Raw genomic sequence first — 16029 nt, 5'->3', positions numbered from 1 at the left:
TCAAGGACTGGAGGAGGGTCGCGACACGATATGACAAGCTCATGCTGAACTTTACAGCCACATGCTATATCGCTGCCATCGTCACATGGTGGCTCAATTGAGTCTGGACCCTAGAGCGCATCCCGAAAAGTGTGAAACGGTTTTCGGACAAAGATGCGCGTTAAAACAGATAATTAGAGTGCCGATCTGATCCAATCAGATCGAAACGCGCTCTAAGCACTCAAAGCCCGGTGACAAACTGTCGCCGGGCTTTTTGATTCCGAAGCGATGAATTGAGCTTTGCTTGCACACACTCAATGACAACGACGGTGCGGCAGCTCTAACTATTCTCAGGAACGTGCGACGGGTTCGGTGTCAGGGCGTTCGATGAAGGGGCAGCTTCAGCTGTCTGAGCTGTGGCTGCAGCCGTGCCTTCCAGTTCGAATTTATCGACATGCATTGACTCGTTCTTACGCCATCCCCCATGAAGATAAAGCGCGCCAGCCATAAGCATCGTCGAAAGCATGGCAACAGGGAAGCTGAGCCACAGGGCATCCGGTCCGAGCCAGTCTCTCATGCCGACGGCAACACCAAGTCGCACCGGATACATCGAAACAAACAGAATGATAAGCGGCCACATAACCTGGCCATTGGCTCGGACGGTACCAAACAGGACCATGGAAACGCCAAAGGCGATAAAGCCCCATGTTGCGATCTTGCCGATGTGCTGACCTATCGGAATGGCAGGGCTGTCAGCACCCAGGAATATCTGCATGGCTTGCCTGTCCGCGGCGAGTAGAACAACAACGAGAATACCGGTCATCAGGATTGCATAGAAAACTCCGATGCGAGTGATGCTGCTGACGCGGTCCCACTTGCCTGCGCCGATATTTTGCGCTGCCATGGCGCTTACCGCTGCGCCAAGCGCCATGGCTGGCATCTGAACATAGGTCCATAATTGTTGTGTTGCGCCGAAGGCTGCGGTCGTGTTGACGCCTTCCTGATTGACCAATCGCATCATTGTCAGCATGGCGCTTGATACCACGATCATCTGGATACCCATCGGAAGTCCTTTGCTGAAAATCAGCTTCAAGACCTTGAGGTCTGGCACCAGAAGCCAAAGTTCCTGTCCCTTGAGACGCAAAGGCAAATCTCGGCGATAGACATAGATGAGCATGGCAGCGAGGCTGATATAATTGGCTACGGCTGTGGCGAGTGCTGAGCCTGATATGCCGAGCGCGGGAATAGGACCGATCCCAAGAATAAGCAGCGGGTTAAGTGCTATGTCGAGGATGACGGCGAGACCCATGAACATGAGCGGAGTCATGGAATCGCCACTGCCGCGCAGCGCCATCATCAGAATGGTCTGCATGAGAATGGCAGGCATCGCGACGAAGGTTACCTGCAGGAAGGCGCGCGCCAATGGCTCGATGGTTTCGGGCGTTCCGAGAAGCCCCAACACAGAAGGCGCAAGAAACCAGCCAACGATTGAGACTATGATGCTGACCGGAATGAATGCGCCCAGCGTTGTGCCTGTGATGGCGCGCGCTGTTTCTATATCGCGGCGTCCGAAAGACTGACCAATGAGAATAGTTGATGCCATCCCAAAGCCAAAGACAAAGGCTGTTAGCAAAAACATCACCAGATTGCCGTTGGTGGTCGCGGCAAGCGCATCTGTCCCGAGCAGCTGTCCGATCCAGATTGTGTCAATGGAGCCGTTTGCTGATTGCAGGATCGAAGATCCGAGTGTGGGCAGAGCAAAGAGCAACAATGCTTGATTGATAGGCGCTGTCGTCAGATCAATGGTGTTTTTCATCCGGCCTCAATCTGGTTCGCCTGTGTTGCAGCTTCACAAGCATCGATAATGCTTCCAAGTTTCAAACAATTCAAATCGCTATCTTGAACGATTGAGTTGAATTGCAGTCAAGAAACAACAAAACCAATGTTTTGGCTTTAAAATGAACGTTTGGCTGCTATCTTGTGCCGGAATCAGGCCGGGCCTCTTTAGTCAATGCTCTGCTTCGTCTGCAAGAATATCGATTTTGGAATGGATGGTATGATCTCTCGTCTTCTCGTGGCCGGCATGACATTGGCGTTTGCAACCTCTGCGAATGGTCAAGCACACACTACCCCATCAACTCAACCCGATAAGTTCATCCCCGTTTCGCAGGTCAGTGGTGTTGATATTGTGCGCTTAGCAGAACTGCCGAAAGTTCCGAAAAAGAGTCACGAAGCGGAATCCTGTGATACCCCAGCCAGCAAAACTCCAAGTGTCGAGGCGCGCGCGGTTGAACAGCAGGGCTGGACCGTAACCGGTGAAGCGAAACTTGGTTCTCTGCAGGCTGTCAGCTTCGTGGCCGACATGGAACAAGGAACGAGCGGATCGTGCCTGTTGAAGGAAGGCAATCTTGCCTTTTATGAAGACGGCAAACTTGTTGCACTTGCATATGCGGCCAAAAATGCCGCGCTCAGTCTGGGTCGTGTTGAACAGAATGGCGACGGCCTGCGCATTTGGGACGGCGACTGGGTACAGCAGCCGGTTGCTGATGTGAAGCTGGTTGGTGGCAAAGGTATCATTATCACCGCATTACCGGGCGAAGAGAAATTCTGTTCCGGCCAGGTGACGGTACCTAATATTTATCGACTGCCGATTAGTCTGGCGCGTATCATGCTCAATGAACATGGCTGGCAGCCAGAAGAAAGCAAGGATGAGCTGGACATCATATCGAAGGGTTTGCGAGAGATGGGTATCAGCGAGGTTGATGGCTGCTCAGGAACCGGCTTCGGCTATTGCGGCTTCTCCTATAGGAATGCCGACCACAGCCTGTCTGTCACAACGGTAGGTGATACGCCATCGGTCCTGTCTTATGATGTGAAGTGCTCGAATTAGAGCGTAATGCGCATCTCGAAAAGTGCGAAGCGGTTTTGCAGAACAAGATGCGCGCAAAACAGATTGATAGAGCAGTTCCAGCGGTTCAATGAAAACTGGAAATGCTCTAATGCGTGCATCTCAACAAGTTGAGGGCACTGATCTAATCAGCCACGATCTTTGCTTTCACGAAGACATCGTAGCGGGTGCTTTTACCGAGAATCTGATGGGAGGGCTTGCGTAGCCCTGCCATCGGCTCTGCACGCAAGGGCCATTTGAGCACGACGCGATTTTGCGCATGCTCCAGCGCGACCTGCATCAGCTTCTCAGAGTCTGCGTCGGTGCCGACGATCTCGCGGATTTGGCGCATTTCCTTTTTGACCAGTGCTGAATTCCCTCGCGGTGGGTGCATGGGATCAACCAGAACGACCATTGGCTTCAATTCCGGTATCAGCAGGCAGGAATCGCCATGTAATAGCGTCATGCGCGCCACGGTTTCCGCATACTGACCGCCTTCAGCTGCAGCGCGCGCCAGCCCTTCAGCCAGCAGACTGTGCATTTTCTCTGATCGCTCTATCAGCGTTACTTTCGCCCCCAGTGCGGCGAGCAGAAAAGCGTCGCGGCCAAGACCGGCTGTTGCATCCACGATGTCTGGCGTGATGCCACTTACAAGACCCGCCGCCTTTGCCAGAGCCTGTCCGCGCCCCTCGCCAGAACGAAAGCGATGCCCGACGGCACCGCCGACAAAATCAACAACCAGTTCCGATGTGTCTATTTTCTGCGACATGGGTATTTCCGAAACATAGCCATTGTTAGAAAGGGCAAGGGGCCGTGAATTGCACATGCCGACCATCCGGGTGATGGAAAGCGACTTCTTCTGCGTGAAGAAGCAAGCGGTCTGCTGCGCCAAGTGCCTCACCTTCGGCATAAAACTCATCGCCAAGAATAACATGCCCCAGCGCTTTCATGTGAACGCGCAACTGATGAGTACGACCAGTCAGCGGAAACAACTGCATCCTCGTGCTGTTTTCATGACGCTCCAGCACCTGCCAGCGTGTCTGGGCTGGCTTGCCGTTATCAAAATCGACACGATGACGCGGTTTATTGTCCGGATCAATTGCCAATGGCAGATCGATCAGTCCCCCGTCTTGTTCCACCCGACCCCAAACCTTGGCAATGTAGCGCTTCTCTGTTGTACGCGCTTCAAACTGCGCAGCAATAGCGGCGTGGGCTTTGCGATTGAGCGACATGAGCACGAGACCGGACGTGTCCTTGTCCAGACGATTGATCATCAAAGCTTTTGGAAACTGCTTTTGGACGCGTGTGGCCAGGCTGTCAGAAAGTGCCGGATGACGTCCGGGCACGGATAACAGTCCGCTTGGCTTATCCAGAACCAGAATATCCGCATCGCGATGGATGATCGAAACATACGGCTCTAGCGGCGGATTATAAACGGGAGAAATATCAGACAACACACTCATGTCGGTCATCTAGCATGGTTTGGCTCTCTACGAGAAGCGCGAAGACCGCGTAATTGAGTATGCTGAACTGGCGCGGTTTGGCCATGAGTGAGCTATGCTGAGAGTTAGTGTCGATAACGAATTTGCCGCGTCGTTGAGCATGACTCATATATAGTTTATCTTCATAAGCAGTACCTTAATAAACGGATCCTTTCGGATATGATGGTATGACTGTCATTGTTGCTGCAACAGTAGAGAATATTAATGTCCATCAAGGATGACGCTGCGCTGAGCCAGTTGAAAGACGAGTTGGAGCGGCTGCGGCTCGACTTAGAAAACAAAGAAAAGCTCATCAATGAGCAGGCGCAAACGCTTTCACACTTCAAAAAAATATATGGGCAATCTTCTATTGTCGCTCAAATCGGTATCTGGGAGTGTACATTACCCGACGAGGCGTTGACGTGGTCAGACTATGTCTATGATATATTTGAGCTTCCACGGGGCGCGCCGCTTAACCGATCTCAGACACTGGATTGCTATACCGAGAGTTCCCGGCAGGAGCTACAAAAGCGCAGGTCGGGTGCCATAGCAGAATGCAGCGGTTTCACACTGGAAGCCGAAATAACAACATTCCGTGGTAACAAGCGCTGGATACGGATCACGGCTTCTATCGAATGTCAGGATAACGTGCCGGTTCGAATTTTTGGTATGAAGCAAGATATCACAGATCAGAAAGCTTTGTTTGACCGCATCATATATCTCGCCGAATATGATCAAATGACGGGACTGGCCAATAAAAGCCAGTTCCATTTAAAACTGACTTCAGCGTTGGAATATGCGGCCATCGACAGCAAATCTGGATTTCTTTTGCTTATCGATCTGGATGGGTTCAAAAGTATAAATGACGATTATGGTCACCTCGCTGGTGATGCGTGTATCAAGACGATGGGTGAGCGCCTTAGTGCAATAAATCACACAGGCAACAGTATTTTCAGAATAGGTGGAGATGAGTTCGCAGTTATCGCGCCGAGCTCTTATGATAAAGAAGAGGCTGAAAAGCTTGCACAAATCATAATTGAACGTCTCTGTGAACCGATAAAGTTTGGCAATAAAATGTTAAAGCTCGGAGCATCAATCGGCATAGCAGAGATATCAGGAGATTCTGCATCCAGTGTCTTTATCAATGCGGATACGGCGCTTTATTCTGCTAAGGCTGCGGGAAAGACGACATTTCGTTGTTATCAGCCGGGCATGAAAAGCGGCCCATCCCGAATTGAATTTTGATCAGAGTTGAGTTTCTGCTGTCAATTGTTGTGTGCTGTCTTAGCTTATAAGGCGAGTGTGTTTTGAAACGGCTCGTATTGCTGCAACAAGGGAGAAAGCGAATGTCACAGTTGAATGTAGCTGTTCTGGTTGGAAGCCTGAGAAAAGATTCGTTTAATCGCCGAGTGGCTTTGGGGTTGAGTTCCGTTGTGCCGAAGGACATGACTCTAAGGAGCATTGAGATCGGCGATTTGCCGCTTTATAATCCTGATCTAGATGAGAATACGCCACCCGCAGAATGGATGCGGTTTCGATCAGAAGTGAGTAAGACAAATGCCGTTCTTTTCGTGACACCAGAATATAATCGATCTGTTCCGGGTGCTTTGAAGAACGCAATCGATGTGGGGTCGCGTCCTTACGGTCAGAGTGTCTGGAGCGGAAAGCCTGCAGCGATTATCAGCGGTTCGCCGGGAAATATTTCTGCCTTTGGCGCCAATCATCATCTGCGGCAATCGCTGGTATTCCTCGATATGCCGACCTTGCAACAGCCCGAGGCTTATCTCGCGCATGTTGATAAACTCGTTGATGAAAGCGGCAAGCTTATGCCTGATACGGCAAAGTTCTTAGGCGAATTCCTCAAAGCATTTGATCGATTTGCCCAGAAGAATATTTGAGGTTTCGGTAACGGAATCTCGCATATCGGGTGTGCCGCATGGGGACCTCAGAACGACAGGATGCTGTCTTCTGTTTATTTTCCCTTATTTTTGGTTCTCGTCAGTCCCACTAAGGAATATTCGATATTCTATCTAGCCGCAGATTTACAGTCACCAGAGATGTTCAAGCCGCGCACTCCGCTATCGGCAACTGCACGACGAGCCGGATGGCAGGGGGTATGTATCATACACAAACAGTTGCGGATCACTTCGTCAGGTTAATCTAGATGGAGATGCCGCAAGCTTGGCCCGTATTGGAAATTGTCAGTTAGCGGTGCAGCTTAAATCGGGCGAATAGAATGCGTTGTCTTTGGAATATTGGCTTCAATAGAAAGGTGGCGGGATTAAAACTTGCGGTGGAGTTTCCCTCACGTCGCATTTCAAGGGTATTCCGCATCTGCGGACGTGCCAGCATCCTCTGGATTTGCGTCTGTTGACAGTGTTTACGTGCGGCCCTAATTTATATTCAAGAATTCTTAAATACATATTTTAGTTTTCATGGTGATATGATGATTACACGCCGCCAAATCTGGCTGGGCGCCACTGCAGCTGCAGTTGGTATGTCGATGCAGTCACGATTGGGTAAGGCTGCTGGTTCGTCGGCTGGTGCTGCTGGGTTTTGGTATCCTGAAGAAACAGAACCACATGAGCGCACCTTCATGCAATGGCCGGTGAATCCCGCTGTGCATGACGATCCCGATTTTCTTTATGATATTCAGATAACGATAGCGAAAATCGCCAACACAATCGCGGATTTTGAACCAGTGGTAATGCTAGCGGCGGCACAGCACCATCGTGCAGTCCGCAAACTGGTTTCCGGCAAAGTTGAATTATGGGACATTCCGACCGACGATTTGTGGTGTCGCGATTCCGGCCCGTCCTTTGTTGTCAATGGCAAGGGAGGTCTGGCTGTCACACAGTTCAACTTCAACGGCTGGGGTAACAAGCAGACCCACGGCGCAGATGGCCAGATTGCTGCGCGGGTAGCCGAACGGTTGGGGTTGCAGGTTTTCGACGCAGGTTTGGTGGGGGAAGCGGGAGGTGTTGAAACAGATGGACACGGCACGCTGATAGCCCACGAAAGCAGCTTCATCAATGCCAACCGCAACCGGGGCAGCAAAGCTGAAATTGAGCAGATGTTGCTGGACACGATGGGAGCGAGAAAGATGCTCTGGGCACCCGGAATTATTGGTGCTGATATCACCGATTATCATATCGACGCGCTTGCCCGTTTTGTTAAGCCCGGACAGTTGCTGATCCAGATGGGAGATAAGATCGATCCCGACGACCCTTGGTCGGCTGCCGCCTTTGAAACGCATGACATACTGGCTGCAGCAACCGATGCCGAGGGGCGCAAGCTGGATATGGTCATTTTGCCGGAACCTTATGACATACGTTCGAGCAACAGCGATTTCGTGTCTTCCTATGTCAATTACTATGTTTGTAACGGCGCGGTGATAGCTGCCGAGTTCGGGGATCGGGAAGCCGATGAACGTGCGGTGGCCATTCTTGGAAAATTGTATCCCGACCGCGAGATTGTTACATTAAATGTCGATCCCTTGGGCGAGGTTGGTGGTGGCATCCACTGTGCTACCCATGAGCAATCCAAGGTCTGATCATGTGGAACTGGCTGCGACGCAATACTGAGCCCTTGGCCGCGTTGGGCGGAATAGCTACGGCCTTTGCTGCGCTTTCCGCATTGGTCATTATTCCGTATCAGATTGGCCAGACTGATCTGATACAGCGTGATCAGACAGCGCGCGAAATATATCGCGAGTTCCTGAATCTGACGGTGCAAAAACCCGAACTGGCGCAGGCCGATTATTGCTCGCTGAGAGGCACGACCGAGCTCACCGCCTATGGGGCATATGTCGAGTATCTGCTTTATACGTCTGAACAGATGATCGAAACCTCACCGGACTGGCGTGCGCCGATGGCCGGATACTTGAGTGATCACATGGAATATCTGTGCGATGCCGAGGGGCTGGGCGCGCGGGACGGCGTGGCTGATCTGCTGGCGCAGGCCGGACTGGTCTGCAAGCCCGAAAATACCTGTCAGGAAAACACGCGACCTTGAAGTGATATGGCGGAGAGGGTGGGATTCGAACCCACGGTGGAGTTACCCCCACGCCGCATTTCGAGTGCGGGTCGATCAATCTGCCACCTCAAACCCCTTGTATGACCCGGGCTGATGATAGTTGTTGGTTCGTGCTATGAACCCCAGAAGAAGGGATGAGCACCATGTGCCCTCACTGTGCCGGATCGTCGAGTGATTGACCTGATGCCGCAATGCCGAGGATAGCGCCAAGAGGCATGTTATCTGTCTCTCTGATCCAATCCATGTAACCGGTCGAGCTCCTGCCTTTGACAAGCGCAGAAGCTGGAGAAGGTTTCGAGAATGGTATGTCTCGCATTAGTTCGAGATATTCATCCCGCACCACAAGTTCACCATCATCGATCAACTGCTGCCGAAGTTTTCTGACATTCGCCGGAAGGCTATCCGTTATTCTGGAATTGATCTTAGAACCGGATATCAACGTATAGGCTCCGTTTACGTATCGCAAGAATGCGCGGTCCTCAAAGCGGCGTGGTAAGGTGGAATATAGATTGAGCGAAAGATCGTGATCATCAGCAGGATTTTCAAGAGACTTTGCTGAAGATGGAGAAGCCAGCGTGCGCTCCTGAACGGAAAACAAATCATACCCCAATGCCTCTAGCACATAGATCATGTTGCTGAGGTATGTCCGCATCGTTGCGACATCTCCGCGAGGCAAGTTAGAACCTGTGGGTTTATTGATATTCGCAACCAATACCTTGCCGCTGTTACCTTTAAGGATAGACCAGAGTTCACGTTCGAGCCACTTAACGTGGGCTCGTGTTAGATTGTCATCCTTGCTGGTAAAAATTAGGAAGGTATCGAAATCAATTGGAAATTTGCTACTCGTATAACGCTGAGAGAAGTCGTCACTTTCACCGCAATAAATCTCAGGCAAGTCATCATCGGCGCTTGATCGGATAAGCAGATAAACGCAAGATCGACTGAGAACCTCGTCTTCTAGCGCTTTCTTAAAGAACTCGGGTTGTCCCGTGATGGCAATACCCGTCCAGTTGTCCAACTCAACCGTTCTGAGACTACGAGGATCTTGCCCAGTAATAAAAATCCTGACAACTCTTCCCTCCGATGGCGTGGCACTCATCCATTTTACCTCATACGATGGGAATAAGCTTGAGTTTGAGTTTTTCTCTGCATCCCCTGTAGCATAAACCAATCGAATAATGTCAACGGGTGATTCGACATCACCGGAGCGAGATGTAGCAATTGTTAGACCTGTTTTTTAGACTAGCACAGCGAAATGATAAGCGCACGGAATCGGAGATCCAAGCAGATGTGCGCCAGTTCATTTTGTCTGCGCCTTTCGATCTAGATGAGAGCGATGTATCAATTGTGTCGCTGGAATCTCAACTGGGTGATCGCCGGAGGATTGATGTCGAGGTCGGCTCAACTGTTATCGAAGTTAAACGCGACTTGCGGAAAGGTAAGATTAAAGCAGATGCGATAGAGCAGCTTACGGGATACGTTCAGCTTCGTATGATGCAGTCCGGTATGCGCTATGTAGGTGTGCTAACAGACGGCACCGATTGGATCTGCTACGATCTAGTGGATTCACAGCTGCGCGAGGTTTCATCAATTTCGGTAGATGCAAACGCTACTGATTTTGAGCGTCTGGTTGTCTGGCTGGAGGGTGTTCTCGCAACAGCTAGTGACATAGCCCCTTCTGCAGAAAATATCGAGGCAAGGCTGGGTGCTGGAAGTAGTTCGTATGCACTTGATCGAGCCAGTCTTGCTGCTCTCTATTTACGAAACAAAGATAATCCGACTGTGAAAATGAAGCGGACCCTGTGGTCACGTTTGCTCACTTCCGCCCTTGGCACTCAGTTCGAAGATACTGATGCTCTCTTTATCGAACATACGCTGTTAGTAAATACCGCTGAAATCATTGCTCATGCCGTTCTTGGCTTATCCATTCAATCTCTCAATCCTGCGGCCTTACTAGCAGGTGAGAAGTTTGATGAGAGTGGAATTCATGGAGTCGTTGAACCCGACTTTTTCGACTGGGTAGTCGAAGTTGAGGATGGCGAGGTTTTTGTAAAGACACTTGCTAAGCGCTTATCGCGCTTTGACTGGAGTGCCGTAGAGCAGGACGTTCTTAAAATTTTATACGAAAGTGTCATTGGCACCGAAACTCGTCAACGGCTGGGTGAATACTACACTCCAGACTGGCTCGCGGATATTATAGTTCAAAAAACTATAACTGATCCACTAAATGAGCGGGTTCTCGATGCTGCTTGTGGGTCCGGCACATTTCTTTTTCACGCAATTAAGCAATACATTTCTGCTGCTGAAAGCCTTGGAAAAAATGTTGGAGAAATAATCGAAGGAGTGACGCAAAACGTCATCGGTATGGATTTGCATCCGGTAGCGGTAACTCTGGCTCGTGTTACATATTTATTGGCAATTGGTCGTGAACGTCTTGTCCACCCCGATCGTCGATCCATCCATATACCTGTTTATCTTGGAGACTCTTTACAATGGCAAGAACAAAATATTGATTTATGGTCAGCAGGAAATTTAATTATCCGTGTGGATGACAAACGCGACCTTTTTGGGAATGAACTGACGTTTCCTGACGCGCTACTTGACGATGCATCTCGTTTTGACGATTTGATCAATGAAATGGCTAATCGCGCTTCAAATAGAAAGCAGGGCTCCGCAATCCCGTCTTTGCGAGCAGTGCTACAACGTTTATCAATTCCGTCGAAATATCATGCAACTGTTGAAAACACTTTTGGAACGATGTGCCGCCTTCACGATGAAGGCCGGGATCATATCTGGGGCTATTATGTTCGAAATCTCGCTCGCCCATTATGGCTCTCGCGATTAAAAAACCGCGTCGATGTTCTTGTCGGTAATCCACCATGGCTGGCTTATCGAAAAATGACCGCTGATATGCAGATAACATTCAAGAAAATGAGTGAGAGTCGAGGATTGTGGGCGGGCGGTGAGCTTTCTACGCATCAAGACTTGTCAGGACTTTTTGCAGTCAGAGCATGTGAGTTATACCTGAGAAAAGGAGGAAAATTTGGATTGATTCTTCCTAATGCAGCTGTCGATAGAGAGCATTATGCTGGCTTTCGGACTGGTTATTATGGAGGCAAAGTAGGTGATGTTGCCATCGCTTTCGAACCATCCTGGGACCTCCGCAAGGTTCGCCCACATTTTTTCCCGCGCGCAGCATGCGTCGTGTTCGGGATAAGAGAAGATCACGCACGAGTTACCACAGAATCCGAAAGCACGTGGGCGGGCAAGAAGATGCCTGACGATGCGGAAATCTGGACTGGGCGATTACCTAGTCCAAACATGTCATGGGATGACGCTCAATCCCGTTTTCAAAGAACTAACGGTAAAGTTCAGACTATTGGACAACTTTCAAAGTCGCCTTATGCTGATCTTTTTACGCAGGGAGCAAATTTGCTACCTCGTTTAGCTTTTATGGTTGAAAAAGTAGATGCTTCCGCTTTGGGTATTCCGGCAGGAAAGGTTGCAGTGAAATCGTCGCGAAGTGTGCAAGAAAAAAAACCTTGGAAGAACTTACCTAGCCTAACCGGTGTAGTTGAGACTGAATTTGTGCGTCCATTCTTTACGGGCGATAATCTTTATCCTTTCCGCATCGGCGAGCCTTTCTCGGTAGTCATTCCCGGCGGCATTACTGGTATTCTCGACCAGCACAAGATAGATCTCCATCCAGGTCTTCAGCAATGGTGGTCAAAAGCGCAAGATCTGTGGGAAAGTAACCGCACGAATCATAACCTCTCCTTGTTTGGACAGATCGATTATCAGTCAAAGCTCTCCAAACAGCTTCCGAGCCCTCCTCTACGAGTCGTATACAATCGTTCGGGAATGCATATAGTGGCTGCTAAGATTTCAAACTCAAGGGCGGTTTTGGGAAGTGGGCTATATTGGGCTGCGGTGCATTCGCATGACGAAGCTGATTTTCTTTGCGCCATATTAAACGCGCCAGTTACAACGCAACTCGTGCGACCATTCATGACTTATGGGAAAGATGAGCGCGATATTGCGAAGCATGTCTGGGAAGTATCGATTCCCTTATTCGATCCCAACAACATTGATCATATTCGATTGTCCCAACTGGGCGCAGTAGCAGAGACAATTGCTGCTGACTTTGAAATTAATTTTGGGCTGCATTTTGCAGCAACTCGGCGCCATGTCAGAGTGCTACTTAACTCAACGCATGAGGGGCGAGAGATGAATGAGATCGTCCGCGAAATTCTTGTGTAGCACTTGGTGTATGGAAACTAATACTGATCAATATACAGTGTTTAGGTCTGTGTCATTGTCAATGAACGACGCGTCAGGGTGCAATGTAAACAGCGCCGTAAAGCTGACTTGCACCTAAGCACACCCTGTAAGTAAGCACTGACAGCGAGGCCACAAGCCACATATATTGTCTGCCAATCTAAAAGCTGGAACTCAAAGATTGGAGAAAATTTCACAGACCTTGATCGCTGATGCAAGCTCAGTTGTGAAGTGCCTTGTCAGATCTGCGCCAAAGAGGCTGATGTTAATATCAGGCAGATCACTTCCTGATGGAATGGCCAAAGTGATTGGCATACCTTCATACCATGCACGACCGATGCCTGCGGCCCTGTCTCCGACGCCCATCGTGATATCAAGCCCTGACCCAAGCGATGCCGCTAAGAGATAACCTTTGTAGGGCGAAAATCCATTTACGGTTTTGACTTCACCTTCGGTTGACAGGCTGCCTTTGAAAGTCGGCCAAGGGTTTAGGTCGCCGGGTATATAAAGACTAAGAACCTGAGTTTGTTTGTCGTTGCATGAGAGTGTCAGACGAGGGCGTTCTGTTACAAACCGTTCGGTTAGATCTTTATCGACAAGCTCGCTTTGAAAGCTGCCCCTCAGTGCATCTATTGAAGTTTTCGCCGTCGGCGCGTCAAGAAAGAGATGGACGTCAGCCTGAGCAGCCATTGATGCACTAATGCCTAATAAGCTTGCGGCGAATGTTGTGATGACCGACGAAACGAGCTTCATATGCGAGACAATCATGATGTTTGCGCTGCATGAAAGGGAACCTTTCTGACATGAAAGATCTCGCAAACTCGTCGCCATCGTAAGCTACTGATATCCTTCAGGCGGCTTTCCATGGTCAACAGAAAACCCGTTCTGCATGAAAAGGTTCCTTTAAATCAATCCCTTACCGGGTATATTCGCTGCAAGATCCCGGAATAGTAAGGCTCGGCGCACGATGCGAAACTTTGGATATGCTCGCGTAAGCACAGTTGAACAGAATTTCGATTTGCAGCTATCTGCACTTCGTGCGGTCGGTTGCCACGACGTGCTGACTGACGAGGGCATATCTGGGTCCGAGTTTTCCCGACCTGGGCTTTCGAAGTTACTTAAACGACTGCGCACTGGCGATACATTGACCGTCTGGTGGCTGGATCGATTGGGAAGATCGCTATTCAATTTGATTAAACTGGTCAGGGAGCTCGAGGAGCGTGGAGTTCAGTTCCGCTCATTGAGCGAAAGCATTGATACCGGCACGTCTGGTGGGCGACTGCTTTTCCATCTTCTTGCAGCTATGGCCGAATTTGAGCGGTCGTTGGTGAGCGAGCGCACGCGTGCTGGTATGGCGGCTGCCCGAGCAAGGGGCAGCCGGATAGGTCGTAAGCCAGCTATGTCACCGGAGCAGGTAGCTGAAGCGACCAGCGCATTCGTTGATGATGGCATCAGCCTCGAGGATCTTGCCAAACAATATTCAATTCATCCGAGGACGCTTAAAAGTAAGATGAGGCTGACTTCATTAGTTGGTGACCGATCCAGTGATATGATGGGGTGAAAGAAACTTATTTGATTGCGGGATTTCGTTGCCCTGAAGCAATGCTGATACCCAAAGTCCATTAGGGCGCATAACTCCATTATTCAGGGCATTTACGCGATATGTGAGCAGCCGAGCGACATCACCATACGTCCGTGGCTGACGAAGCCAGATAAGAAACTCATGGCCGCAGACTTTCCGAAAGTCCTTATCATAATTCAGCGGGAACGGCTCTGTGTCGTTTTCAAGCAGCTTACAGACTTCAAGCAAAGTCAAAGGCACACCGTCGTTAACGTATGCACCGGAGGCATCATTGTGGTCGACGAAGGATTCAAACCGGTTACGGAAAAACCGGCGGAGGTCTAATTCTTCATATTTCATGGTCTTCTCCAAAGTAAGTATTATCGTTCACACCACCGGAGGTGGTGTGATGTTTCTTCCTAATAGCGATGAAATTCTGTCTGTAACCGGAGGGTTTTCGGCTTTTTTGTAACGCTCAACCGAATATCTTACTTATATATAGATATATGAGCTATTAGGTTGAGCGTTACAGACAAGAACATCCGGTTAAGCAGCTTCTTCAGAACTCACTTTTTTAAGCTCCCGGTTAGCGCGAAGCTTGGCCACCCTTGCGTTTGTTTTTTCCCGGCGATTATTAATGCGCGTGGTAGACAACGGTGAGAGACTGCCGTGCTTCTGAACCATATGTTCAGCAACGAATTTTGTCGCCGCGGCACACCGATTGAGCAAAGGGCACTCGATGCAATCTTTCGCAGCAGGAGAGTGAGCGCCGGGAATGCCAAAGCATGCTGGTGCAAGATCCAGCTCCTCCAACGGAATAATAGTTTCATGGCTGACATAACTCGACATCTCTGAACGAAGTTTGTTCACTACACTCCTGCGTCCTCCTTTTGGAACAGCTTTCATAGCAAGACGGAACGGCAAGTGCCGGGTCGCTAAACACTGGCGCTCGAGTTTCAGTGCCCAGTTGCCAACACTCTCGTTCAGCGATTCCAAAAGGTAGGAACGAAACTCATCTTGAATGGGGAATCCACGGTAGTGTTCGATATGATACTGAGCAATATCGCCTAAGCGATTAACAGCAGTGGGAAGGCGTTCATTCAGCCAATATTCAAGCTTGATAGGCCAAGCAAATTCAGAGTTCTTGGATCCAAAAAGCTGAGCAGGGCGGGGTGCATTTTTCCATTTACGATTACTTGCAAACCAAAACCCAAACTCAATCAACATTTCATACGGTAAGCCCAGAATATCGGCGCGCTGCCTAGCGTTCCATACTTCCGTCAGTGAACTGCTTGGATGGCCGAGAATGCGAGTGCTCAAACCTTTCGCCAGATCTGCTAAATCACGATCGTTCCCACGATAGAGATACCGTTTGAACCCGATGCGATAAAGCTCGATGAAATGCTTTGTCGCCTCGAGAGGGGTCATGAACCGATAGGCATACCACTTTGAGTGTGCGGCCTCCCGCTCGGCTTCCAATACGCTTGGCATCACCAAACGCAGTGATTCAATTGTGTCGTTGCGCTTCGCAATTTCAAGATGGTCAATTTTTGACATGGTTATTCCTTCGAACAGAGTGATCTGGCCGTTTTGAGTTTCGATGGGTTTGCAGCGCTGCTACTTGTATTTATAGCGCTCTCCAAAACGGAACGCTTCAGTTTGTCAGAAAAATCTAAAGGGGCGTGAGTTTGGTGCTAAATCCTGATTAGCTACTTACTATGTAGCGACAAACGAAACGGGCTGCATACGATTGTCAGAGTATGGATATTTTTGACTCGAGGATCGTCACCAGCGCGTTCCGTGCTGCT

At 49.7% G+C, this 16029-nt stretch carries 14 protein-coding genes; 7 read left to right on the top strand and 7 right to left on the bottom strand.

Going from position 1 to position 16029, the window contains the following annotated elements; all coding sequences use genetic code 11:
* Positions 1 to 319 precede the first annotated feature (319 nt).
* On the bottom strand, positions 320 to 1795 hold the full coding sequence (locus tag OIV19_RS21220; RefSeq protein WP_264233675.1) for an MATE family efflux transporter: 1476 nt from the start codon (positions 1793 to 1795) through the stop codon (positions 320 to 322).
* Positions 1796 to 2035: 240 nt separating this feature from the next.
* Between OIV19_RS21220 and OIV19_RS21215 the strand changes: the two genes are divergently transcribed.
* Positions 2036 to 2869, top strand: coding sequence for a hypothetical protein (locus OIV19_RS21215; RefSeq protein ID WP_264233674.1), 834 nt, complete (start codon positions 2036 to 2038; stop codon positions 2867 to 2869).
* Between the two features lie 142 nt (positions 2870 to 3011).
* Here OIV19_RS21215 and OIV19_RS21210 read toward each other — a convergent pair whose 3' ends face one another.
* Together OIV19_RS21210 and OIV19_RS21205 are read right to left on the bottom strand one after the other, a co-directional pair.
* Positions 3012 to 3635: a class I SAM-dependent methyltransferase gene (locus OIV19_RS21210; RefSeq protein ID WP_095447447.1), complete on the bottom strand. Its 624-nt coding sequence runs from the start codon at positions 3633 to 3635 to the stop codon at positions 3012 to 3014.
* Between the two features lie 25 nt (positions 3636 to 3660).
* Entirely contained in the window at positions 3661 to 4329 is a 669-nt protein-coding gene (locus OIV19_RS21205) for a pseudouridine synthase (RefSeq protein WP_264233673.1), read from the bottom strand.
* Between the two features lie 243 nt (positions 4330 to 4572).
* Between OIV19_RS21205 and OIV19_RS21200 the strand changes: the two genes are divergently transcribed.
* From OIV19_RS21200 to OIV19_RS21185, 4 genes are all read left to right on the top strand, one after another.
* Entirely contained in the window at positions 4573 to 5592 is a 1020-nt protein-coding gene (locus OIV19_RS21200) for a diguanylate cyclase domain-containing protein (protein ID WP_095447446.1), read from the top strand.
* A 101-nt stretch (positions 5593 to 5693) separates the two neighbouring features.
* Positions 5694 to 6245, top strand: coding sequence for an NADPH-dependent FMN reductase (locus tag OIV19_RS21195; protein ID WP_095447445.1), 552 nt, complete (start codon positions 5694 to 5696; stop codon positions 6243 to 6245).
* A gap of 545 nt (positions 6246 to 6790) precedes the next feature.
* On the top strand, positions 6791 to 7900 hold the full coding sequence (locus OIV19_RS21190) for an agmatine deiminase family protein (RefSeq protein ID WP_498831069.1): 1110 nt from the start codon (positions 6791 to 6793) through the stop codon (positions 7898 to 7900).
* A gap of 2 nt (positions 7901 to 7902) precedes the next feature.
* On the top strand, positions 7903 to 8361 hold the full coding sequence (locus tag OIV19_RS21185; RefSeq protein WP_191793425.1) for a hypothetical protein: 459 nt from the start codon (positions 7903 to 7905) through the stop codon (positions 8359 to 8361).
* Positions 8362 to 8533: 172 nt separating this feature from the next.
* Here OIV19_RS21185 and OIV19_RS21180 read toward each other — a convergent pair whose 3' ends face one another.
* Positions 8534 to 9481: a DUF4357 domain-containing protein gene (locus OIV19_RS21180; RefSeq protein WP_264233671.1), complete on the bottom strand. Its 948-nt coding sequence runs from the start codon at positions 9479 to 9481 to the stop codon at positions 8534 to 8536.
* A gap of 191 nt (positions 9482 to 9672) precedes the next feature.
* Here OIV19_RS21180 and OIV19_RS21175 point away from each other — a divergent pair, with 191 nt between their 5' ends.
* Positions 9673 to 12642 (top strand): N-6 DNA methylase, encoded by a 2970-nt coding sequence (locus OIV19_RS21175; protein WP_264233669.1) that lies wholly within the window; start codon positions 9673 to 9675, stop codon positions 12640 to 12642.
* A 192-nt stretch (positions 12643 to 12834) separates the two neighbouring features.
* Here OIV19_RS21175 and OIV19_RS21170 read toward each other — a convergent pair whose 3' ends face one another.
* Positions 12835 to 13428, bottom strand: coding sequence for a hypothetical protein (locus OIV19_RS21170; RefSeq protein WP_264233667.1), 594 nt, complete (start codon positions 13426 to 13428; stop codon positions 12835 to 12837).
* A 199-nt stretch (positions 13429 to 13627) separates the two neighbouring features.
* Between OIV19_RS21170 and OIV19_RS21165 the strand changes: the two genes are divergently transcribed.
* The gene (locus tag OIV19_RS21165; protein WP_264233665.1) at positions 13628 to 14221 is read left to right on the top strand and encodes a recombinase family protein; all 594 of its coding nucleotides are present in this window, start codon (positions 13628 to 13630) and stop codon (positions 14219 to 14221) included.
* On the opposite strand, the gene OIV19_RS21160 is transcribed toward OIV19_RS21165, so the two are convergent.
* Both OIV19_RS21160 and OIV19_RS21155 read right to left on the bottom strand, forming a co-directional pair.
* Complete coding sequence (locus OIV19_RS21160; protein ID WP_264233663.1) at positions 14186 to 14581, bottom strand: hypothetical protein; 396 nt, start codon at positions 14579 to 14581, stop codon at positions 14186 to 14188. The two genes, OIV19_RS21165 and OIV19_RS21160, sit on opposite strands and share 36 nt — an antisense overlap.
* A 186-nt stretch (positions 14582 to 14767) precedes the next feature.
* A complete protein-coding gene (locus OIV19_RS21155) occupies positions 14768 to 15778 on the bottom strand; it encodes a hypothetical protein (protein WP_264233661.1) in 1011 nt (336 codons plus the stop codon).
* Between the last annotated feature and the right edge of the window lie 251 nt (positions 15779 to 16029).

Source organism: Brucella sp. HL-2, from assembly GCF_025846885.2.
GTDB classification, from domain to species: domain Bacteria; phylum Pseudomonadota; class Alphaproteobacteria; order Rhizobiales; family Rhizobiaceae; genus Brucella; species Brucella quorumnocens.
The sequence above is the reverse complement of the archived record's forward strand: the minus strand, read 5'-3'. Positions and strand labels throughout refer to the sequence as shown.